Source organism: Mesorhizobium sp. WSM1386 (genome assembly GCF_055901595.1).
Window position 1 is genome coordinate 5,853,041 of sequence record NZ_CM148373.1, and the last position, 17,833, is coordinate 5,870,873.

Below are 17,833 nucleotides of genomic sequence, written 5' to 3' on the forward strand. Positions count from 1 at the left end.
ACGGGAATGGCTTGCAGTCCAACCTGCAAGCCGTCACAAACAGTGACGCCCGCCGCGCCGCTGGTCCGGGCCTCCGGTCACAGGATACAGGCGAGAATGACAGCCCGAATGATAGTGCTCGATGCCAAGCCGCTCGGCGTCGCGGATGTCGCCGAGATCGCACGCCGCAACGCCCGGCTCATGCTGGGCGAGGAAGCGATGCGCCGCATCCGGGCGAGCCGCGCCCTCATCGAGCATCTGACGCAGCTCGGCAAGCCGATGTACGGCGTCACCACGGGCCTGGGCGCCTGTGTCGACACACCGCTGGCGCAGGCCGACCTGATCGCGTTCCAGCACAGCGTGCCACTCAGCCACAGCATGGGCATCGGGCCCGCCCTGCCGACCGAGGCGGTGCGGGCGATGATCACCGCGCGCATCTCAGGCATGGCGGCCGGCGGCACCGGCACCTCCGAGCGCGTGGTGATGGGCCTTGTGGCGGCGCTTAACGCCGGCGTCCATCCGGTGATCCCCACCTGGGGATCGATCGGGGCGGCGGACCTTGCCCATCTCGGCCATATGGCAAGGGCGCTGGGCGGCGACGGCGAAGCGGAATTCCGGGGCAGGATCATGCCGTCCGCCGAGGCACTCGCGCTGGCCGGGCTCGAGCCGCTCGACCTGCGCGAGAAGGACGGCCACGCCATCATCGTCGCCAACAGCCTGTCGACCGGGACGGCCTGCCTGTGCCTCGAGGACGTCGCGCATCTCATCGACTGGGCGCTGGCAGCGGTCGCCCTCAACTATGAGGCGTTCCGTTCTTCCCTCACCGCGATCGACGAGCATGCGCTGGCCGCGCGGCCGGCCTTCGGCCAGCGCGAGATCGGAGCCCGGCTGCGCAGGGAACTGGCGGGAAGCGGCCTGTGGAAGGACAAGGCGGCACGGCGCCTCCAGGATCCGCTCAGCTATCGCTGCGTGCCCCAGGTCTGGGGTGGCCTGCTCCACGCGTTCGAGCAGGCGCGGCTGGCGACGGAGATCGAACTGACCCACTCAGGCGACAATCCTGTGATCCTGGCCGAGTGCGAGCGGGTGATCTCGAACGGCAATTTCGATCTCACGGCGATGACGCTGGCCTGGGAACAGCTTGGCCAGGCGCTGGCGCATTGCGCGGTCGGCATCGCCAACCGCGGCATGAAGCTGATGTCGCCGATAACTGCCGAACTGCCGCGCTTCCTGTCGGCCAGGGGCGGCAGCCGCCAGGGCTATGCCGAACTGCAGAAGCCGCTGGCCGCGCTGGAAGCCGAAATCCGCCATCTGGCCAATCCGATGTCGCTCAGCCCGCTTGCCGTATCTGACGGCATCGAAGACCAGTCGTCGATGGCGCCGCGGGTGGTGGCCAAGACCGCCGAGATCGTCGAGCGCATGCGCTATCTGGTTGCGATGGAGCTGATCTTCGCGGCGACGGGCGTGGAGTTGCGCGGCGTCGTCGACAGCATGGGCGAAGGGCCGCAGCGGACCTTTGCCGCGGTGCGCGCGCTCGTCAGCCCGCTCGATGACGATCGCGAGATGAGCGCCGACATGACCCAGGTCGCGCGCATGGTGGCTGGTCCCCGGTACTGAGCCGGCGGTCGAGCCCGTCGTGGTTTTGAACGCGGCAGCGGCAGACCGAGACTATTGGTACGGCCCGCGGAGATTCAGGTTCTCCGCCAGGAGGCAAAGCCGGTCGATCAGCCGGACAAGCTCTTCGCCTTGTTCGGCCACGATCGTGCCGCGCTCGGCAGGTGCGACGTCCGAGAGGGCCTGCCACAAGCGGCTTTGCCGGTCACAGACATCCGCCAGTTCGGAGCATTCGCCAGAGGTCAGTTTCAAGATGTGATCCCTCGTTACCGGCCCGATGCCGGGAGGCGTCGTCGCCCCAAGGGAAAGATAGCCCGGCGGCACCGTGCCTTTCACGTTGGTCACCGATTTGCGGCAGATGACGTCGAACAACTGGTCTACGGCCTGCTTGGCGCCGGCGACGCGCGAGGGATGGTCCGTATCAGCCGCCGCATGCGGCAGAAGTTCAAGCTTGCCGGCATGCTTCCCGACGAGATCGAGATAAGGCAGCATCGGGCCTGAGAGACTTCCGGTCGAGGCATCGCTGAACAGGTCGGCGTCGATGGCCGCATGGCGGATCCGACCGGACGACAAGGCGTCATCGAGAGCCTCAACGTCGACAAGCTCGCCGCGATCATAGTTGACCAGCACCGCGCCACTGTTCATGCGGCGCAAGACATCAGCGCCGACGAGGCCGGCATTGACGTAGCGGCCGGTGTGCGCATCCTGTTTTCCCAAACCGACATGAACGCTGAGCACATCGGCGCCTTCAGCCGCATCGCCGAGGTCTGGCGCGAAGGCAAAGCCCTCGGCTTCCACCCAGTCCCGGTGCCGCGGCCGTGCGTGGATCATCACGCGCATGCCGAAGGCGCGGGCGAGCTTGGCGACCTCGCGACCGATATTGCCGTAACCGATGATCGCGATCGTCTTGCCTTCGAGCTTCTCGGTTGGGAAATCGCGCAGTTCCCTGCCGGTGTCGAAGGCACCGCGCGCCACCCGCTCATGAAGCGTGTCGACCGGGAGGTCCGGCAGCACTTTCAAGATCGCCTTCATCACCATCTGCGCCGTGGCACGGCTGTTGATGCCAGGCGTGTTCATCAGCACCGCGGTGCCGCCCTCGCCGCTGCCGCCACCCCAGGAGCGCGAGCCCATATTGCCGGTGCCGGCACCGATCCGCACGCCGGCCAGCGGAAAGACGGTTTCCGCGGGAAGGAAAGTCGCGGCGGCGATGACGGCGTCATAGCCCCCGTCGCCGGCGGCTTCGATCAACTCTTCGCGGGTGCTGAGGTCCGGCTGGTAAAAGAAATGCACTCGGCCATGCTCAAGATCCGCTTTGTCGCCAAGCGCGGACAGATGGAAGCGGCCACCCTTGGCTTCGATATGGGCGCGCACTTCGCCCGCGTCCGGCTTGCCGTCGGGACCGAAGCGCAGGCCGACCAGATCGCAGATCAGCACGGCGTAGGCGCGTTGCGGGTCGATCGGGTTCGCGGCCTGTGTATTGGTGTTCGCTGTCACGTCGTTTCCCCATGCAAGGACGGAAAGGCCTGCCGGTACAGCGGCACGCTCTGAATCAGAACCTATCCGCCCGGAAGGGCGTCAGATCGATCGCTGGCGGCAAACCGGCCGCAAGTTGCGACACGATCTAGAGGCTGGGTCCCAGCTCGATCGGGCTGCCGTCGCTGAACCGGGATTGGCGGAACCTGTGAAGACTATGTCCCGTCCCGTTTCCCTGGACGAGGTCGGACACGACGCGGCCCATTCCTGGTCCGATGCCGAAGCCGTGACCACTCATCCCGGTGGCGATAACGAGGCCAGGAATTTCGGCGGCGCGATCAACGATGGGCACGACATCCGGCATCGCATCGATCATGCCCGCCCAGCTCGCCTTGAGCGGCACTGTCTTGAACTGCGGGAAAAGTGCAGTGAATTCGCGGTCGATATTGCGCAGCGCGGAGGCTTTGGGGGCGGGATTGAGGATACGCATCCGTTCGAACGGGCTTTCCTCGTCCGCGTTCCATTTGCGCGGGGTCGACCAGCTGTCCGGATAGCCTCGCGGCGCCGCCGGCAGATAACGGATGCCAAGAGGATTGGCCATCAGGGCGGGAACATATTTGCTCGCGTGACGAAACGCGTCAGGCCCGACATAGAGTTGACTGGAGCCTCCTGATGCGAGCGTGTAGCCGCCATCTTGCCTGCGCCGGAATGCGATATGCTCGTCGGCGACGGCACCCGAATGGATTTCAGGCATGGGTTGGGTCGCGGCGACCGTCGACCTGACGCTGAGCTGCGGGATGGAAACGCCGTGCGCGCGCAGGAAGAGCGACGTCCACGCACCACTCGCGATGACGACGTTCGAGGTGACGATACGACCCTGCTCGGTCCAGACACCGCTGATGCGTCCCGCCGAAATATCGAGCATCCGCGCCGCACAATTCTCGATGATGGTGACGCCCTGCCGGGCGGCCAGGCGAGCAAGTGCCGGCACCGCGACCCAAGGCTCGGCGCGCATGTCCGATGGGGTGGTCATCGCGCCCTTGAAGGGACGCGACATAGAAGGGATCAGCTTGGCCGTCTCGCCCTGGTCAAGCAGGCGCGTGTCGACGCCATGCATCTCGGCGATCTTCAGGAATTTGGCGAAACCGGCCATCTCCTTGTCGGTTCGCGCGAGATAGGTAACGCCCGTCTGCTTCAACCCGATGTCTTCGCCGCATTCTTCGGCCAGTTGACGCCAGAGCCGTTGCGCTTCGATCACGATCGGCAGTTCATCGGCATCTCGACCCTGCTGCCGGATCCAGCCCCAGTTCCGCGACGATTGCTCGCCGGCGATGCGCCCCTTTTCCAGCAACGTCACCGAAATGTTCCGTCGCGCCAGGAACAAAGCCGTTGTCACGCCGATGATGCCGCCGCCAATGATCACAACCTCCGCATCCTTCGGCAACGGCGCCTGAAACTGGATCGGCATGGCTTCGGTGAAAGGAAAACGTGTCAAAGAATACGATCCTCCTGGTATTCCACGGCGGTGGCTGGCCCTTGGCCGCTTGCGTGGAATGTCGGCGATACCTGACCGAACTGATAGTCCGTCATGGCTGGGCCGGGCTGGAGAATCTGCGTGCCAATGCAATAAAGTTGTTGATGCAGATGGGACCCAATCGCCGCGCCGCTTCAGGCACAGTGCGATGCCGCCATTGGCCCCTTGAACGGTCAAGTCGGACACGCGTAACATCGCACCATCAGAACTGAGTCTGTTTCATTCGTCCGGGCTAATGTCCGGATTGGACTGGATATTTTCCTTGCTTACGGATGCAACCAGCAGCGCGGCGAAGCGCGGCAAGTCGTTTGGCCATGTGGAGGAAGCCTCCTGGGGCAAGGGCCTCAGCACGCTGCTGCGTATCGTGCGCATGACGCTGCGCCATCCCTGGCAAGTCGCCATCACCCTGGTCTCGACCTTCATCGCCGCGACGCTGCAACTCTTCATCCCACGCCTCTTGGGACGCGCCATCGACCAGGCGCAAGGCGTGATGGCCGCGGGCGCCGGCGCGGCGGCGGAGCAGGCGCTGTGGAACACGGCGCTGACGCTGCTCGTGGTCAGTATCCTGCGCGGGCTCTTCACCATGGCGCAGAACTACTATGGCGAGGCCGTCGGCCACCGGACCGGCTATGAATTGCGCCTGGCATTCTACGAGAAGATCCAGCGCCTGAGCTTCTCTTTTCACGACAAGGTCCATACCGGCGATCTGATCACGCTCGGTCTGCTCGATCTCGACGGCGTGCGCATGTTCTTTTCCACCGGCATCCTGCGCGTGGTGCTGCTCAGTGTGCTGATCGGCGTCGGCGCCTATCTCCTGATCAGCACCGATCTCGTGCTCGGGCTGCTCAGCCTGAGCTTCGTGCCGTTCGTCGCCTGGCGCTCATCGGTGACGCAACTGGCGCTGCGCAGCACCTGGCTGACGCTGCAGGAGCGTCTGTCGGTGCTGAGCCGGGTTATGGACGAGAATCTCGGCGGCATCCGCGTCGTGCGTGCCTTCGCGGCGCAGCGGCACGAGCTCAAAAAATTCGACCGTGCCAAGCAGGATGCGCTGGACCTTGCCAATAAGCGCGTCGACATCCGCGTCAGCAACACCAGCGCCATGAACTTTTCCTTCCTCGCCGCCATGGGCCTGGTGCTGTGGTTCGGCGGCCAGAAGGTGATCGCAGGCCAGATCAGCGTCGGCACGCTGGCCCAGTTCCTCACCTTCATGACCATTTTGCAGATGCCGGTGCGTCAGCTCGGCCTGATGGTCAACTCGTTCGCGCGCGCCTCGACCTGCGGCACGCGGCTATTCGAACTGCTCGACACCGAACTCGATATCAAGGACGCGCCCGACGCCACGGATCTTGTCGTCACCGAAGGCGTGCTGCGCTTCGATGATGTCGGCTTCCGTTACGCGGCCTCAGGCGGCCGGCCGACACTGTCGGGCATTTCGTTCGAGGCCAGGTCCGGCGAAACCATCGGCATTGTCGGCCCGCCGGGTAGCGGCAAGTCGACCATCGCGCATCTGATCCCGCGCTTCTACGACGTCACATCGGGCGCGATCACCATCGACGGCCAGGACATCCGCAAGGTCACGCTGCAATCACTGCGCAAGGCGGTCGGCGTCGTGCAGCAGGACGCGTTCCTGTTCACCACCTCGATCGAGAACAACATTGCCTATGGCAATCCGTGGGCGCGCGAGACCCGCATCGGGCAAGCAGCCGAATATGCCCAGTTGCACAACTACATCATCGGGCTCCCCGCCGGCTACACCACGGTCGTCGGCGAACGCGGCGCGTCGCTTTCCGGCGGCCAACGGCAGCGCTTGACCATCGCGCGCAGCCTGATGCTGCGGCCGTCGGTTCTGGTCTTCGACGATTCCACGGCCGCCATCGACGCCGGCACCGAGCAGCGGATACGGGCGGCGATGAAGCGCTTTGCCAGGGATCGAGTGACGCTGATCATCTCGCATCGGCTGAGTTCGCTGATGCATGCCGACCAGATCCTGTTCGTCGAAGGCGGCCGGATCGTCGAGCGCGGCACGCATGAGGAGCTGCTGGCGCAAGGTGGACGCTATCGCGCGCTTTACGACCTGCAATTGCGGCCCGACGAGGACCGACCCGTGGTGAGAGCAATTCCAGGAAAAGTGGAAACCGGTTTTCCCGGGAAAAGCGCGTAGCGCTTTCCCTTGGGAATTGCGTCAAAACTAAAGAGATAGAGCCGCGTGATGTCGAAACATATCGACGATGAGAAGGAAGACACCAGCGGGCGGCCGACCAAGGCCGTCGTCGGATCGCATCGCGACGAGGAAGAGGTTTTCGGCAAGGCTTACGATCCGCGCATCATCAGGCGTATCTGGAGCTTCGTCAGGCCGTATCGGGGCCGGATTTTCATCTCGGTCGCCGCTGTGCTGGTGTTCACGCTGACGCAGCTCGCAATCCCGCTGGTTATCCGCTACGCCATCGACCACGGCATGGCAGCGGGCAAGCTCGACCGCTCGGTGATGATCTCGGCGACAGGCGTCTTCGCGGTGATCATCCTCATCAACTATGCCGCCAGCCATGTGCAGGAAAGCGTCGTCGGCAAGGTGGCCGAGAACGTGCTGTCCGATTTGCGTCGCGCCATGTTCAGCCACCTGCAGCGGGTCTCCCTGAGCTTCATGGACAAGACCGAGGTCGGCCGCCTGATGTCGCGCCTGCAGGGCGACGTCAATTCGATGCAGGAATTCCTCGAGACGTCCGTGATGTCGGTGGGCGACATCGTGCTCTTGTTCGGTATCGTCTGCGTGCTTTTGTGGCTCGACTTCCGGCTCGGGCTCTTGACGCTGTCGACCATGCCGGTGCTGTTCATCGTGCGCCTGTTCTGGCTGCCGCGCGCGAAGGTCGCCTTCATGGCGGCGCACGAGACCAACTCGATCGCCAACGGGGCGCTCGCCGAAGGCATCCATGGCGTGCGCACCGTGCAGAGCCTCGAGCGCCAGCATGTCAATTTCGACCTCTACGACGAGAAGGTGCTGGCCAATCTCAATGCCCATCTGCGCTCGGCCAAATACGCGCAGGTGATGGTGCCGATCGTCGATACGCTGACCGGCATCGCCATGGCGACGGTCATCGTCGTCGGCGGTTCGATGGTGTTGTCGCACAGCCTCGACGTCGGCGTCATGGTGGCGTTCCTGTTCTACATCCAGCGTTTCTTCGACCCGATCCGCTCGCTCACCATGCAGTACAGCGTCATGCAGCGCGCCATGGCTTCGGGCCAGCGCATCTCCGAAGTGCTCGACGTACCGGTGGATGTCAGCGACAAGGAAAATGCCGTAACGCTGTCGCGCGACATGGACGGTTCGGTCGAGTTCACGAACGTCACCTTCGGCTACCGGCCTAACCAGCCGGTGCTGAAGAACATCTCGTTCCGCGTCAATCCGGGCGAGACCGTCGCCCTTGTCGGCCCGACCGGATCGGGCAAGTCGAGTTCCATGGCGCTGGTGCACCGTTTCTACGATGTCTGGTCCGGCGAGGTCCTCGTCGGCGGGCACGACGTGCGCGACCTGACGCAGGACTCGCTCGGCGACCAGGTGGCCATGGTGCTGCAGGAGCCGTTCTTGTTTTCCGGCACCGTGCTGGAGAACATCCGCTATCACAAGACCAGTGCCACCCGCGAGGAAGTGGTGCGCGCGGCACAAGCCGTCGGCGCGCACGACTTCATCGAGCACCTGCCCAATGGCTACGACACCGAACTCGAGCAGCGCGGCGGCAATCTCTCGCTCGGCCAGCGCCAGCTGATCAGTTTTGCACGCGCACTGGTGGCCGACGCCAAGATCCTGGTGCTCGACGAGGCCACGGCCAGCATCGATTCCTACACCGAGATGCTGATCCAGAAGGCGCTGATCAAGCTGCTGGAAGGCCGCACCGGGCTGGTGATTGCCCATCGGCTCGCCACCATACGCGGCGCCGACCGCATCATCGTCCTGCAAAACGGCGAGATCGTCGAAAGCGGCAACCACGAACAGCTGATGCGGAAGAAGGGCCTCTACGCCCGCCTCTACAACATGAACTACGCTTCGTTCGACGACATTTCCGAGGAGGAGATGAGAATGGACGCGGCTGTCGGCAAAGCGACCTGAGGGTTGCGGCAGAGCCCGACAGGAATGGAGAGCAGCGGGATGATCGCTCTCAGCAGTTGCCCAGGGACACAATGCATCCGGCGAATCCCTGTCCCGATTTTGTGAAGGAACGCATCGGGTGCGGAGGCCGTTTTCTGGTCATGCATGTCTCGCATGAACAGGAGGCATCCTCATGAAACGGCAGATCATGCTCACCGGTGTCATCATCTTGGCGGCCGCGAGCGCGATTTCATTCAGTTCCATCGCCGATGCCGCGGTCAGGCACCATGCGGTCAGGCACCATTTTGTCCACACCACAACTCATCATGGTGACAGGCATCGGCACGCCGTTCACCACGAATATGTGGTGGTTGGCGACGGTTTGGCTGGCAACAACTCGGCCGGCGACAATGGCGGGATGGACAGCTACTACAATGGCTACGGCAGCTATCGTGGGTATGTCGGCGGCTTCTGCGGAACCATTGCATGGACGCTCGGCATATGCAGTCCTCATGGCCCTTGAGTCCTGACCGCCGAGCGGATCGGCAAAGTGTGAGCGCGCGGATGCTACGCCATCTCGGGACGTCTTGACGCCTCGCGGATCGCCTTGTGCACGCCGCGCTGCAAATCCATGAAAGCCGGAGTTTCCATCACCTCTTCCCGGCGTGGGCGCTCGATGTCGACGTTGAAGGTCTGCATGATGCGTCCCGGGCCGATCCCCATGACGACGATGCGGTCCGACAGATAGACGGCCTCCTCGACGTCATGCGTGACGAAGAGCACGGTGAGCCGATGCTCCTCCCATATCTGGGTCAGCAGTTCCTGCATCTGGTGCCGGGTCAAGGCGTCCAGCGCGCCAAAGGGCTCGTCCATCAGCAGCATCTTGGGCCGATAGGAAAGCGCGCGCGCAATGGCGACGCGCTGCTTCATGCCGCCCGACAGCTCCGATGGATAGCGCTCGGCGCTGTCCGACAGCTTGACCAGATCGAGATGCTCGAGCGCGATCTCGCGGCAGGCCGCGCGATCGTAACCCGCGGCCTTGAGGGCAAACTCGATGTTCTGCCGCGCCGTCAGCCAGGGAAGCAGCGTGTAGGACTGGAAGACGACGCCACGATCGAGACCCGGCTGCAGGATCGGTGCGCCATCGATGCTGAGATCGCCGGCGTCGAAGTCCTGCAGCCCGGCCACGATCGACAGCAGCGTGCTCTTGCCGCAGCCCGATGTGCCGACGAGAGAAACGAATTCGTTGTCGGCAAGATCGAGGTTGATGTCGCGCAGCACTTCGGTGCGCCGCTCTCCCGTGCCGAAGCTCTTGTGGAGACCGGCGATGCGCAATTTGGGAGGGTTCATCGGCCGTTCCTCACTGCGAGTGGCCATCTTGCCTGAACAGCACCTTTTCCAGTGCCTTCATGACCTGGTCGGTTATGAGGCCGAGCACGCCGAGCAGCAGGATGTAGCCGATGATGGTGTTTGTCTGGAAATAACGCTGCGACACGGTGATGCGATAGCCGAGGCCAGATGTCGCCGCGACGAGTTCAGCCAACACCAGCCAGGTCCATGCCCAGCCCAGGCTGATGCGCAGCGTATCCCAGATGCCGGGCAAGGCACTGGGAACGACGATGCGCGTCAGGATCTTTCGGTCCGGCAGGCCGAGCGTGCGGCCGAGGCCGATGAAATCGGCTGGCACCCGCTTCACATTGTCCATGATCATCAGCACCTGCTGGAAGAAGGTGCCGATGAAGATGATCAGGAATTTCTGCGTATCGCCGGTGCCCGCCCACAGGATGGAAAGCGGCACGAAAGCGACGACCGGCATGTAGCGGATGAAATCCACCAGCGGCTCGATGGCCGCTTCCCATGAGCGGAAACTGCCGATCAGCACGCCGATCGGTATGGACAGTGCCGAGGCGATGAGGAAACCGATGGAAATACGGTACATCGAGGCCCTGAGGTCCAGCCACAACGTACCCTCGGTCGCGAGCTTGGCGATCTGGGTCGCGACACTGCCGGGCGACGGCAGGAAGATGGGCTTTACCCATTCCAGTCCGGTCGCCGCCCACCAGGCAAGGCCGAGCCCGACAAAGACGGCCACCGCGATCATCAGGAAACGCGACCTGGCGATCGGCACCCCGATCCCGGAGGATCGGCGACGCCTTGCCTGTTTCGTGACCGGTCCCGGTGCGGAGCGAGCCGGGGCCGTCTTCGCGGAGGGCTGTGCGGACATCTGCGTCACCACCGCGATCCGGCCGTCGTCATTCCGCCGCCTTGACGAAGGACGGGTCGATCATCTGCTCCGGCGTCACGTCGGCCTGCAGCAGCTTGGCGTTCTTGGCCGCCGCCTCGACATCGGCGAACGTCTTGCTGGTGAAGTCGCCGGTGAGCGCCGTCTTGTTTTCGGCGAGCGAATAGTAACGCACGCCATCAAAGGCGGTGTTGAGATCCTTGACGTCCGAACCGACGGCCTTGGCGATGATAGCGCGGCCACCAGGCGTGTCGGCCTTGTAGTCCTTCAGTGCCGCATCCCAGGTTTTGATCATGGCCAGCACCTGGCCGGGCCGTGACTTGATCACCTCGTCGCGCACCACCAGCACGTCGCTGATCAGGCCGGGATCCTCGCCGGCGGTGAACAGGAGCTTGACGTCCTTGTTCTGCGCCATGGCGACAGTGAGGTATGGCTCGTAGGTGACCGCGACCGGCACCTGGCCCGCGATCAAGGCACCACCGGCGTCGGCGGCTGGCATTGGAACTGGCTGGATATCGGCGACCGACATGCCGTTCCTGGAGAGCGCGTATTTGAGCAGGATGTCGCTCGTCGTGCCTTCTTCGAAGGCGACCTGCTTGCCTTTGAGGTCGGCGATGGAGGTGACGTCCTTGCCGGCGATGATGGCGTCGGCCGTCATCGAGACATCGAGCAGCAAAACGATCTTCACCGGCAGGCCGGCGGCAACCATCCCCATCGCCGTGTGGGTGGCGATGTTGGCGGCGTCGAGCTGGCCGCTGGCGAGCGCGGCATTGATGTCCTTGTCCTCGGCGAAGTTGACGATCTGAACGTCCGACAGCCCGTTTGCCTTGAACAGGCCCTTGGCGTCGGCGACATGCCACTGGCCATAGCCGAGCCAGGGCTCGATGCCGATCTTGAACGATCCGGCCTCGGGCGTCGTGGGAATGGCCGCATCGGCCGCGTGGGCTGCCGGGGCGGCAGCGATGCCGATGGCGGCGGCCATCACGAGCGCGCGAAATTGTCCTGCTAGCTTGTGCATCTGAGTTCCCCTTGATGATCAGACCGCTCTTTTACCAGGCGTCCGGTCTGGTGAGACTGCGGGGTCTGCTCTTGCGGCACTGTGCCTCGGCGTCTTGCCCGCCACTTCATGGTGAAGTGCGAGGATATTTCAGCGTTAGCGGAAGCGGATGTCAAGGCTAAAATACATACATGCATATACAAGTTGGAGTGACTCAAATTTTCGCCGTGGCCAGGCCTTCCGCCCGCATCACCCGCAGCCATCACTCATGCTCTTTCAGGATCGATCCGGTCGAGGAAATCGCTCACCCGATCGGCTCCGGTGTCAGGCTCGCTGCCGACCATGACCGCGACCGAAAAGGCAATGAGAGAGGAGACCGGCGTGTGACTGCGCGCACCGGCCCGCAGGTTCATGACCAGGGTTGGCGACAGGAAGAGCCCTGAGCGCAGCACCGATCGCCAATCCGCCGGGAGCATGCCGCGCCGCTTGAGTTCCAGCAGCAATGGCCGCCACAGTGCGGTCGCCTTGACCTCCAGCAAGTCGCGGCGGATCGGGCTCAGATCCCAGTCCGTGTCGACATGGAGCAGGTTCCCGTCCAGCCGCGCCTGCGCGCGAAAAGCCTCGGTCGCGATGGCCGGATCGTAGAGCCAGAACGGATGGGCGAAGATGTTGTGGAACGTCGCCTTCACTTCCGCCAGCAGCGTCGGGATATGCGAGCCGGCAAAGGCGGGATCGAAGAAGGACAGTACCGCCCTCCCCGTTTTCTCGGTGTACCAGACATTGGCGTTGTGGGCGTCACCGTGCGCGACCACGCCGCCGGCATCGGCAAGCCGATCCGGCCGCAAGCGCGCGGCCGCGGCATCGAAAAGCTCACCGATGCCCTTGGTGTAAAGCTGGCCGTTGATGACGAACTTCAGCCGCGAAAACCGGTCCCAGTCGAGTTCCGCGCCGGGAAAGGCAAACGACTTGCCGACATAGAAATCGGCCAGCCGGCCGCCAGGCGATGCGCGTGTATCCGGGTCGATCAGCCGCTCATAAAACAGCCGGTGGATCGGCTCCGCAGACACTTCCGCGACGGTCACGGGATGCAGCGTCTCGACATAGACCTCGAGCAACCTGGCGGACAGCTCGCGCTCGGCATGGACCGCCTGTCGCCTTTTCTCGGGATCATCTTCGGCATCCAGCGCGAACAGCACGTCCGAAAATCTCGGATCCGTGCGGCGGCGATAGACAAGGATCTGTTCGCCCGGCTGGGCCGACATATGGACGGGCTGGTCGACCGGCAGGCCGGCGCGCGACAGGATCTCGGCCCGGTAATACTCACCGGTCATACCTTCCTCCCGTTCCTCCTGATGGAACTTGAAGAAGTAGGCCTCGCCGTCGCTATCGAAGAAACCGTTCAGTGAATTGAGGCTGTATTTGTCCACGTTAATGCGGACATTGCCGGGGTTCATCCCGAACAGATCGCCCAGCAATGCCGATAGCGCGTGCTGCGCCGCCGCGACATCATGCTGCGCGAGAGCCCGGATACGCGCCGTGCGGCTCTGTGGCTGCGTCATCCGCCGTCCCTTCCAGCCAGGCCGTCCACCAGAGGCAAAGCCACTTTCATCAATACATGTATATACATTTACAGCGAACGCTCCGCGGCTTGTGCTTTCTCGTTGACGTCAGTTGGTTCTGGAGGGGGAATAGCGGCTGCCGAGCGAATAGCGGCTGCCGGCGTAGGTTAGCTTGCTGATCGTGGCGACGACCGCGCCCGTCCACGTGCGGCGGTGCAGGAGAAGGCAACAGCTGCCGACATCGATGCCCAGATGCCGCGCCGTCTCCTTGTCGGCCGGAATCGCGGAGATGATGTGCTCGACCTCGGTCACCGGGGTCTTTTGCATGAGGTAGTCATAGGTCGCCGTCTTGGTGAAATCCTGCTTGTCGTAGTCTGGGATCAGGCTCGGATTGACGAAGCGCTCTTCCAATTGCACCGGCAGGTCGTTCTCGAAATTGACGACCACCGAATGATAGATCGAGACCCGCTTTGGAAACTCGAACGACAGCACGAGCTCCTTCGACGGCATGATCGTTTCGAGGACGAGAACCTCGGAGCGATGCCTGTTGCCACGCTCGACGATCTCTGCCGCGATGTTGTTGATCTCGATCAGCGTCGACTGCGGCCTAGGCGGCGCGATGAACGTGCCGACACCTTGCAATCGGATCAGGAATCCCGCCGCGGTCAGCTCCCGCAAGGCCCGGTGAACAGTCATTCGCGACACACCAAGCGAAACCACCAACTCATTCTCGGACGGCAGCTTGCGATCCTTGCCCCACCGGCCCGTTCCGATGTTGGTCAGGATATAATCCTTCACCTTCTCGTAGAGCGGGCTCGCCGTATCGGGCAAATCGATCATGTCAAAATCCTTTCCGCCAATTTATCGAAAACCAAAGCGGGCTCAACAGGTTGCCGCATGCGGATGATCGTTTTCAAGCCATCGCTGCGCCCCGCCAACAGCCGTTCATAAGCAGCCGGAACCTCGTCCAGGCCGATCTCGCGATCGATCAGGGCGAGCAGCGGTTCGCTGAGTTCACCCAGCATCCGCACCGCGTCGGGCAGTTCGTCGGCGAAGGCATGGCATCCCAGCAAAGCGATCTCGCGTTCGACCAGAAGGTTGGGATCGATGTCGAGGCGACCATGGAAGATACCGACCATCGCCACCGCGCTGCCGGAATCGAGCACGCCGAGCAACTGGTTGAATGCGGCGATGCTGCCCGTCGCCTCGACGAACGCCAGCAGCGGAGTATTGCCGGCTGCCGCGGCAATGGCATCGCGGTCGAGATCGACAATCGTGGCTCCAGTCACCTGGGCCACACGGGCGCAGCGGGCCTGGTTGCGGTCGGCGACCAGCACCGTGCCGGCGAAGGTTCGCGACAGCAGCAGCGCGGCAAGACCGCCAATCGGGCCGCAGCCGACGACAAGCACCGAGCCCGTCGTCTTTGGCAGGCGCCGCACCGCGTGCAGTGCCACCGCGAGCGGCTCGGCCATCGCGGCAACCCGCTCGTCAAGGTCGGCATCGATGACATGCAGCAGACGTGCGGGCAACATGGCCTGTTCGGCAAAGCCGCCGTCGCAGATTTCTCCGACGAAACCCAGCGACCCGCAGAGATGCCGTCTGCCGGCACGGCATTGCGCACAGTCCCCGCACCAGAACCGGGAATCGGCCACCACCCTGTCGCCGACCGCGACGGTGTCGACGCCCTCGCCGATGGCGATCACCGTGCCGGTCAGTTCATGGCCGGCCGTCGATGGCGAGCGGCTTATCCACTGCCCGGTGCGGAAATTGTGCAGGTCCGAACCGCAGATGCCGGCGGCATCGACCCTGAGCTTCACCCAGCCCGCATCCGGAATGCCAGGCGTGGCGATATCCTCGACGCGCAGATCGCCGGGGCCATAAAGTCGTGCCGCCTTCATCGCGATAGCCTCCGTTCAGCCGGCAAGGTAGCGGTCGCGGATCTCCGAGACCGCGTTTTCATGCGAGCTGAAACCCTCGTAGCGGGCGAGCCTGCGGGCGTGTTGCGCCAGTTCCGGATAGGCGGCCGAGGTGACATAGCCAACCGACGAGCGCTTGACGAAATCCGTCACCGAGAGCGGCCCATAGGTTCGCGCCCAGCGGCTGGTCGGCAGCACGGCATTTGGTCCGAGGACGAAGTTGGCAAGCGTCACCGGCGTATGCGGCCCCATCAGGATTTCAGCCGCCTCGGTGATGTGCCCGAGATGCGCGAACGGCTCCTTCGACAGGATTTCCAGATGTTCGGGCGCATAGTCGTTGATGAAACGGTAGCTGTCTTCCAGCGACGCGGTCAGCACGATGCCGCCACGCTTTCCGGTCAGCACCGCGCGCGAGAATTCGACGCGCTGTTCGGTCATCCGCGACCAATGCTCAGGAAGTGCCGCAAGCGCTGCCTCGGCGACCTTGCGGCTGTGGGTCACCAGATAGGCCGAGGAATCCGGGCCGTGCTCGGCCTCGATCAAAAGATCGAGCGCGGCAAGGCCACCGTCGACGCTGTCGTCGGCAAAGATGATCGCTTCCGACGGGCCGGCGGGCAGGCCGGTGTTGATGATCGAGGACAGCACGCTCTTGGCCGCCACCACCCACGGGCTGCCGGGACCGACGATCTTGAGCGCCGGTTGCACAGTTTCGGTGCCGTAGGCGACGGCGGCAACCGCTTGCGCGCCGCCGCATTTGTAGACGGTGCTCACTCCGGCGAGACGAGCGGCGATCAAGGTCGCTGCATCCACCGAACCATCCGCTGTCGGCGGCGTCACGATCGCGATCTGCGGCACGCCGGCAATGACAGCCGGTACCGATGTCATCATCGTCACCGAGGGAAATGCACCCTTGCCGCGCGGCACGTAAAGCGCCACGGAGGCGATCGGCGTGTACCGATCGCCGGCATAGGCGCCCGGCCGGACCTCCTTGAGCCACATCGTTTCCGGCTTCTGCTCCTCATGGAAGCGCCTGATGTTGTCGATGCCGAAGCCGATGCTTTCCACGACATCCTTTTCGACCTTGTCGAATGCCGCGTCGAACTCGGCTTCCGACACCTTCAGCCCGCCTTCGGCCACATTGGCCTTGTCGAGCTCCCTGGCGAAGCGGATCAGGGCGGCGTCGCCCTCGTCCTTGACGGCCTGGATGATCGGGCGGACCTTTTCGACGAAGACCGACAGATCGCCCTCGGCGCGTTTCAGAAGGGCGGCCCGCCGGGTGGCATCGAGCGATGACAGATCGCGGAAACTGACGTCGGACATGGAAATTTCCTTCTGTTGGAACGCAACGTGCCGGCCGGTCACATTGCGGAAGACTTTGATTTCGAACCTATGGCGGGCTGCCTCAGATCGATGCCAGGAAGCCGCCATCCACCGGAATGGACTGGCCGGTGATGTAGGCTGCAGCATCCGAGGCAAGGAACACGGCGACGCCGTGCAGGTCGTGGAGATCGCCGAAACGATGCTGCGGGATCTTGGCCAACATCGACTGCCGCCACGCCTCGCTGCTGTAGAACACGTCCGTCATCGCCGTCCTGAAGTAGCCCGGGGCGATGGCATTGACCCTGATGCCCAGATCCGCCCACTCCGCTGCCAGCGCCCGCGTCATCCCGAGCAGGCCCGACTTGGACGAGCCGTACGGGACCGCGGTCGGAATGCCGACTTCGGACGTCAGCGAGCATAGATTGATGATGGCGCCGGGCCGTCCGGCGTCGCGCATCTGCCGCGCCGCCGCCTGGGCGCAGAAGAAGGCGCCCTTGAGATTGGTATCGACGATCCGGTCCCAGAGCGCCTCGTCGACATCGAGCGAGGGCCGCACTTCTTCCATCCCGGCATTGTTGACGAGAATGTCGAGACCGTCCAGCAGGCTAGCAGCCTCGGCAGTGGCCGCCCGGCAGCGGCCGACGTCGGTGACATCGAGGGCGACGGCATGCGCAACGCCGCCGGCCGCGCGGATGGCCGCAGTCGTCTCATCGAGGGAGGCCAGGCTGCGCGCCGTGACCGCGACGTCGGCGCCGGCCGCGCTCAACGCCTCGGCGATGCTGCGCCCGATACCGCGGCTGGCACCGGTGACAAGCGCTTTCCTGCCGGCGAGGTCGAAGAGAGAAGCATTGCGCATGTGATCCTCCTGGGCAGCCTCGGCTTCGAAGCTAACAGGCCTTAGGTTACATATACAAGCATATACAAACCATTTCGGCTAGGCTATTTGTGACGTCGTCCACCAGTGCACTCCGCAGGGCGACCGGCTTGCCCGGGGAGAGGATGCAGCGAAATCTGGCTTTTGAGAACCCGCCGATGACGACACATATGTGCGTGTCAGCATCGGCTCTCCGTCGGAGAACGACCACTTCATGGCAGCGCTCTCGCAACTGTTGTGATTTCCC

The 17,833-nt window shown here is 63.8% G+C and carries 14 protein-coding genes; 4 read left to right on the plus strand and 10 right to left on the minus strand.

Annotated features, from left to right (window positions below; translation table 11 throughout):
* Window positions 1-96 precede the first annotated feature (96 nt).
* Window positions 97-1,593, plus strand: coding sequence for an HAL/PAL/TAL family ammonia-lyase (locus AC0NIH_RS28685; RefSeq protein ID WP_473464015.1), 1,497 nt, complete (start codon window positions 97-99; stop codon window positions 1,591-1,593).
* Between the two features lie 51 nt (window positions 1,594-1,644).
* Here the strand turns inward: AC0NIH_RS28685 and AC0NIH_RS28690 are convergent, their stop codons facing one another.
* Together AC0NIH_RS28690 and AC0NIH_RS28695 are read right to left on the minus strand one after the other, a co-directional pair.
* Entirely contained in the window at window positions 1,645-3,084 is a 1,440-nt protein-coding gene (locus tag AC0NIH_RS28690) for an NAD(P)-dependent oxidoreductase (RefSeq protein ID WP_473464013.1), read from the minus strand.
* Between the two features lie 127 nt (window positions 3,085-3,211).
* Window positions 3,212-4,558: an NAD(P)/FAD-dependent oxidoreductase gene (locus AC0NIH_RS28695; protein WP_473464382.1), complete on the minus strand. Its 1,347-nt coding sequence runs from the start codon at window positions 4,556-4,558 to the stop codon at window positions 3,212-3,214.
* A 274-nt stretch (window positions 4,559-4,832) separates the two neighbouring features.
* On the opposite strand from AC0NIH_RS28695, the gene AC0NIH_RS28700 reads away from it, so the two are divergent.
* The 3 genes from AC0NIH_RS28700 to AC0NIH_RS28710 all read left to right on the plus strand — a co-directional run bounded on the left by AC0NIH_RS28700 (window position 4,833) and on the right by AC0NIH_RS28710 (window position 9,201).
* Window positions 4,833-6,758 (plus strand): ABC transporter ATP-binding protein, encoded by a 1,926-nt coding sequence (locus tag AC0NIH_RS28700; RefSeq protein WP_473464010.1) that lies wholly within the window; start codon window positions 4,833-4,835, stop codon window positions 6,756-6,758.
* 48 nt (window positions 6,759-6,806) lie between these two features.
* Window positions 6,807-8,699, plus strand: coding sequence for an ABC transporter ATP-binding protein (locus tag AC0NIH_RS28705; protein ID WP_473464008.1), 1,893 nt, complete (start codon window positions 6,807-6,809; stop codon window positions 8,697-8,699).
* Between the two features lie 172 nt (window positions 8,700-8,871).
* On the plus strand, window positions 8,872-9,201 hold the full coding sequence (locus tag AC0NIH_RS28710; RefSeq protein ID WP_473464005.1) for a hypothetical protein: 330 nt from the start codon (window positions 8,872-8,874) through the stop codon (window positions 9,199-9,201).
* A gap of 44 nt (window positions 9,202-9,245) precedes the next feature.
* On the opposite strand, the gene AC0NIH_RS28715 is transcribed toward AC0NIH_RS28710, so the two are convergent.
* From AC0NIH_RS28715 to AC0NIH_RS28750, 8 genes are all read right to left on the minus strand, one after another.
* Window positions 9,246-10,028: an ABC transporter ATP-binding protein gene (locus tag AC0NIH_RS28715; RefSeq protein ID WP_023764680.1), complete on the minus strand. Its 783-nt coding sequence runs from the start codon at window positions 10,026-10,028 to the stop codon at window positions 9,246-9,248.
* Between the two features lie 10 nt (window positions 10,029-10,038).
* The gene (locus tag AC0NIH_RS28720; protein WP_198023944.1) at window positions 10,039-10,806 is read right to left on the minus strand and encodes an ABC transporter permease; all 768 of its coding nucleotides are present in this window, start codon (window positions 10,804-10,806) and stop codon (window positions 10,039-10,041) included.
* A gap of 124 nt (window positions 10,807-10,930) precedes the next feature.
* Complete coding sequence (locus AC0NIH_RS28725) at window positions 10,931-11,938, minus strand: ABC transporter substrate-binding protein (RefSeq protein ID WP_023777140.1); 1,008 nt, start codon at window positions 11,936-11,938, stop codon at window positions 10,931-10,933.
* Window positions 11,939-12,183: 245 nt separating this feature from the next.
* Entirely contained in the window at window positions 12,184-13,476 is a 1,293-nt protein-coding gene (locus AC0NIH_RS28730; protein ID WP_473464002.1) for a hypothetical protein, read from the minus strand.
* Between the two features lie 108 nt (window positions 13,477-13,584).
* Complete coding sequence (gene hutC / locus AC0NIH_RS28735; RefSeq protein WP_473464000.1) at window positions 13,585-14,316, minus strand: histidine utilization repressor; 732 nt, start codon at window positions 14,314-14,316, stop codon at window positions 13,585-13,587.
* On the minus strand, window positions 14,313-15,374 hold the full coding sequence (locus tag AC0NIH_RS28740) for a zinc-dependent alcohol dehydrogenase (protein WP_473463998.1): 1,062 nt from the start codon (window positions 15,372-15,374) through the stop codon (window positions 14,313-14,315). Before AC0NIH_RS28740 ends, hutC begins: the two co-directional genes overlap by 4 nt.
* A gap of 15 nt (window positions 15,375-15,389) precedes the next feature.
* Window positions 15,390-16,712, minus strand: a complete 1,323-nt coding sequence (hisD, locus tag AC0NIH_RS28745) for a histidinol dehydrogenase (RefSeq protein ID WP_473463995.1) — start codon at window positions 16,710-16,712, stop codon at window positions 15,390-15,392.
* 82 nt (window positions 16,713-16,794) lie between these two features.
* Complete coding sequence (locus tag AC0NIH_RS28750; RefSeq protein ID WP_352710161.1) at window positions 16,795-17,568, minus strand: SDR family NAD(P)-dependent oxidoreductase; 774 nt, start codon at window positions 17,566-17,568, stop codon at window positions 16,795-16,797.
* Window positions 17,569-17,833 lie beyond the last annotated feature (265 nt).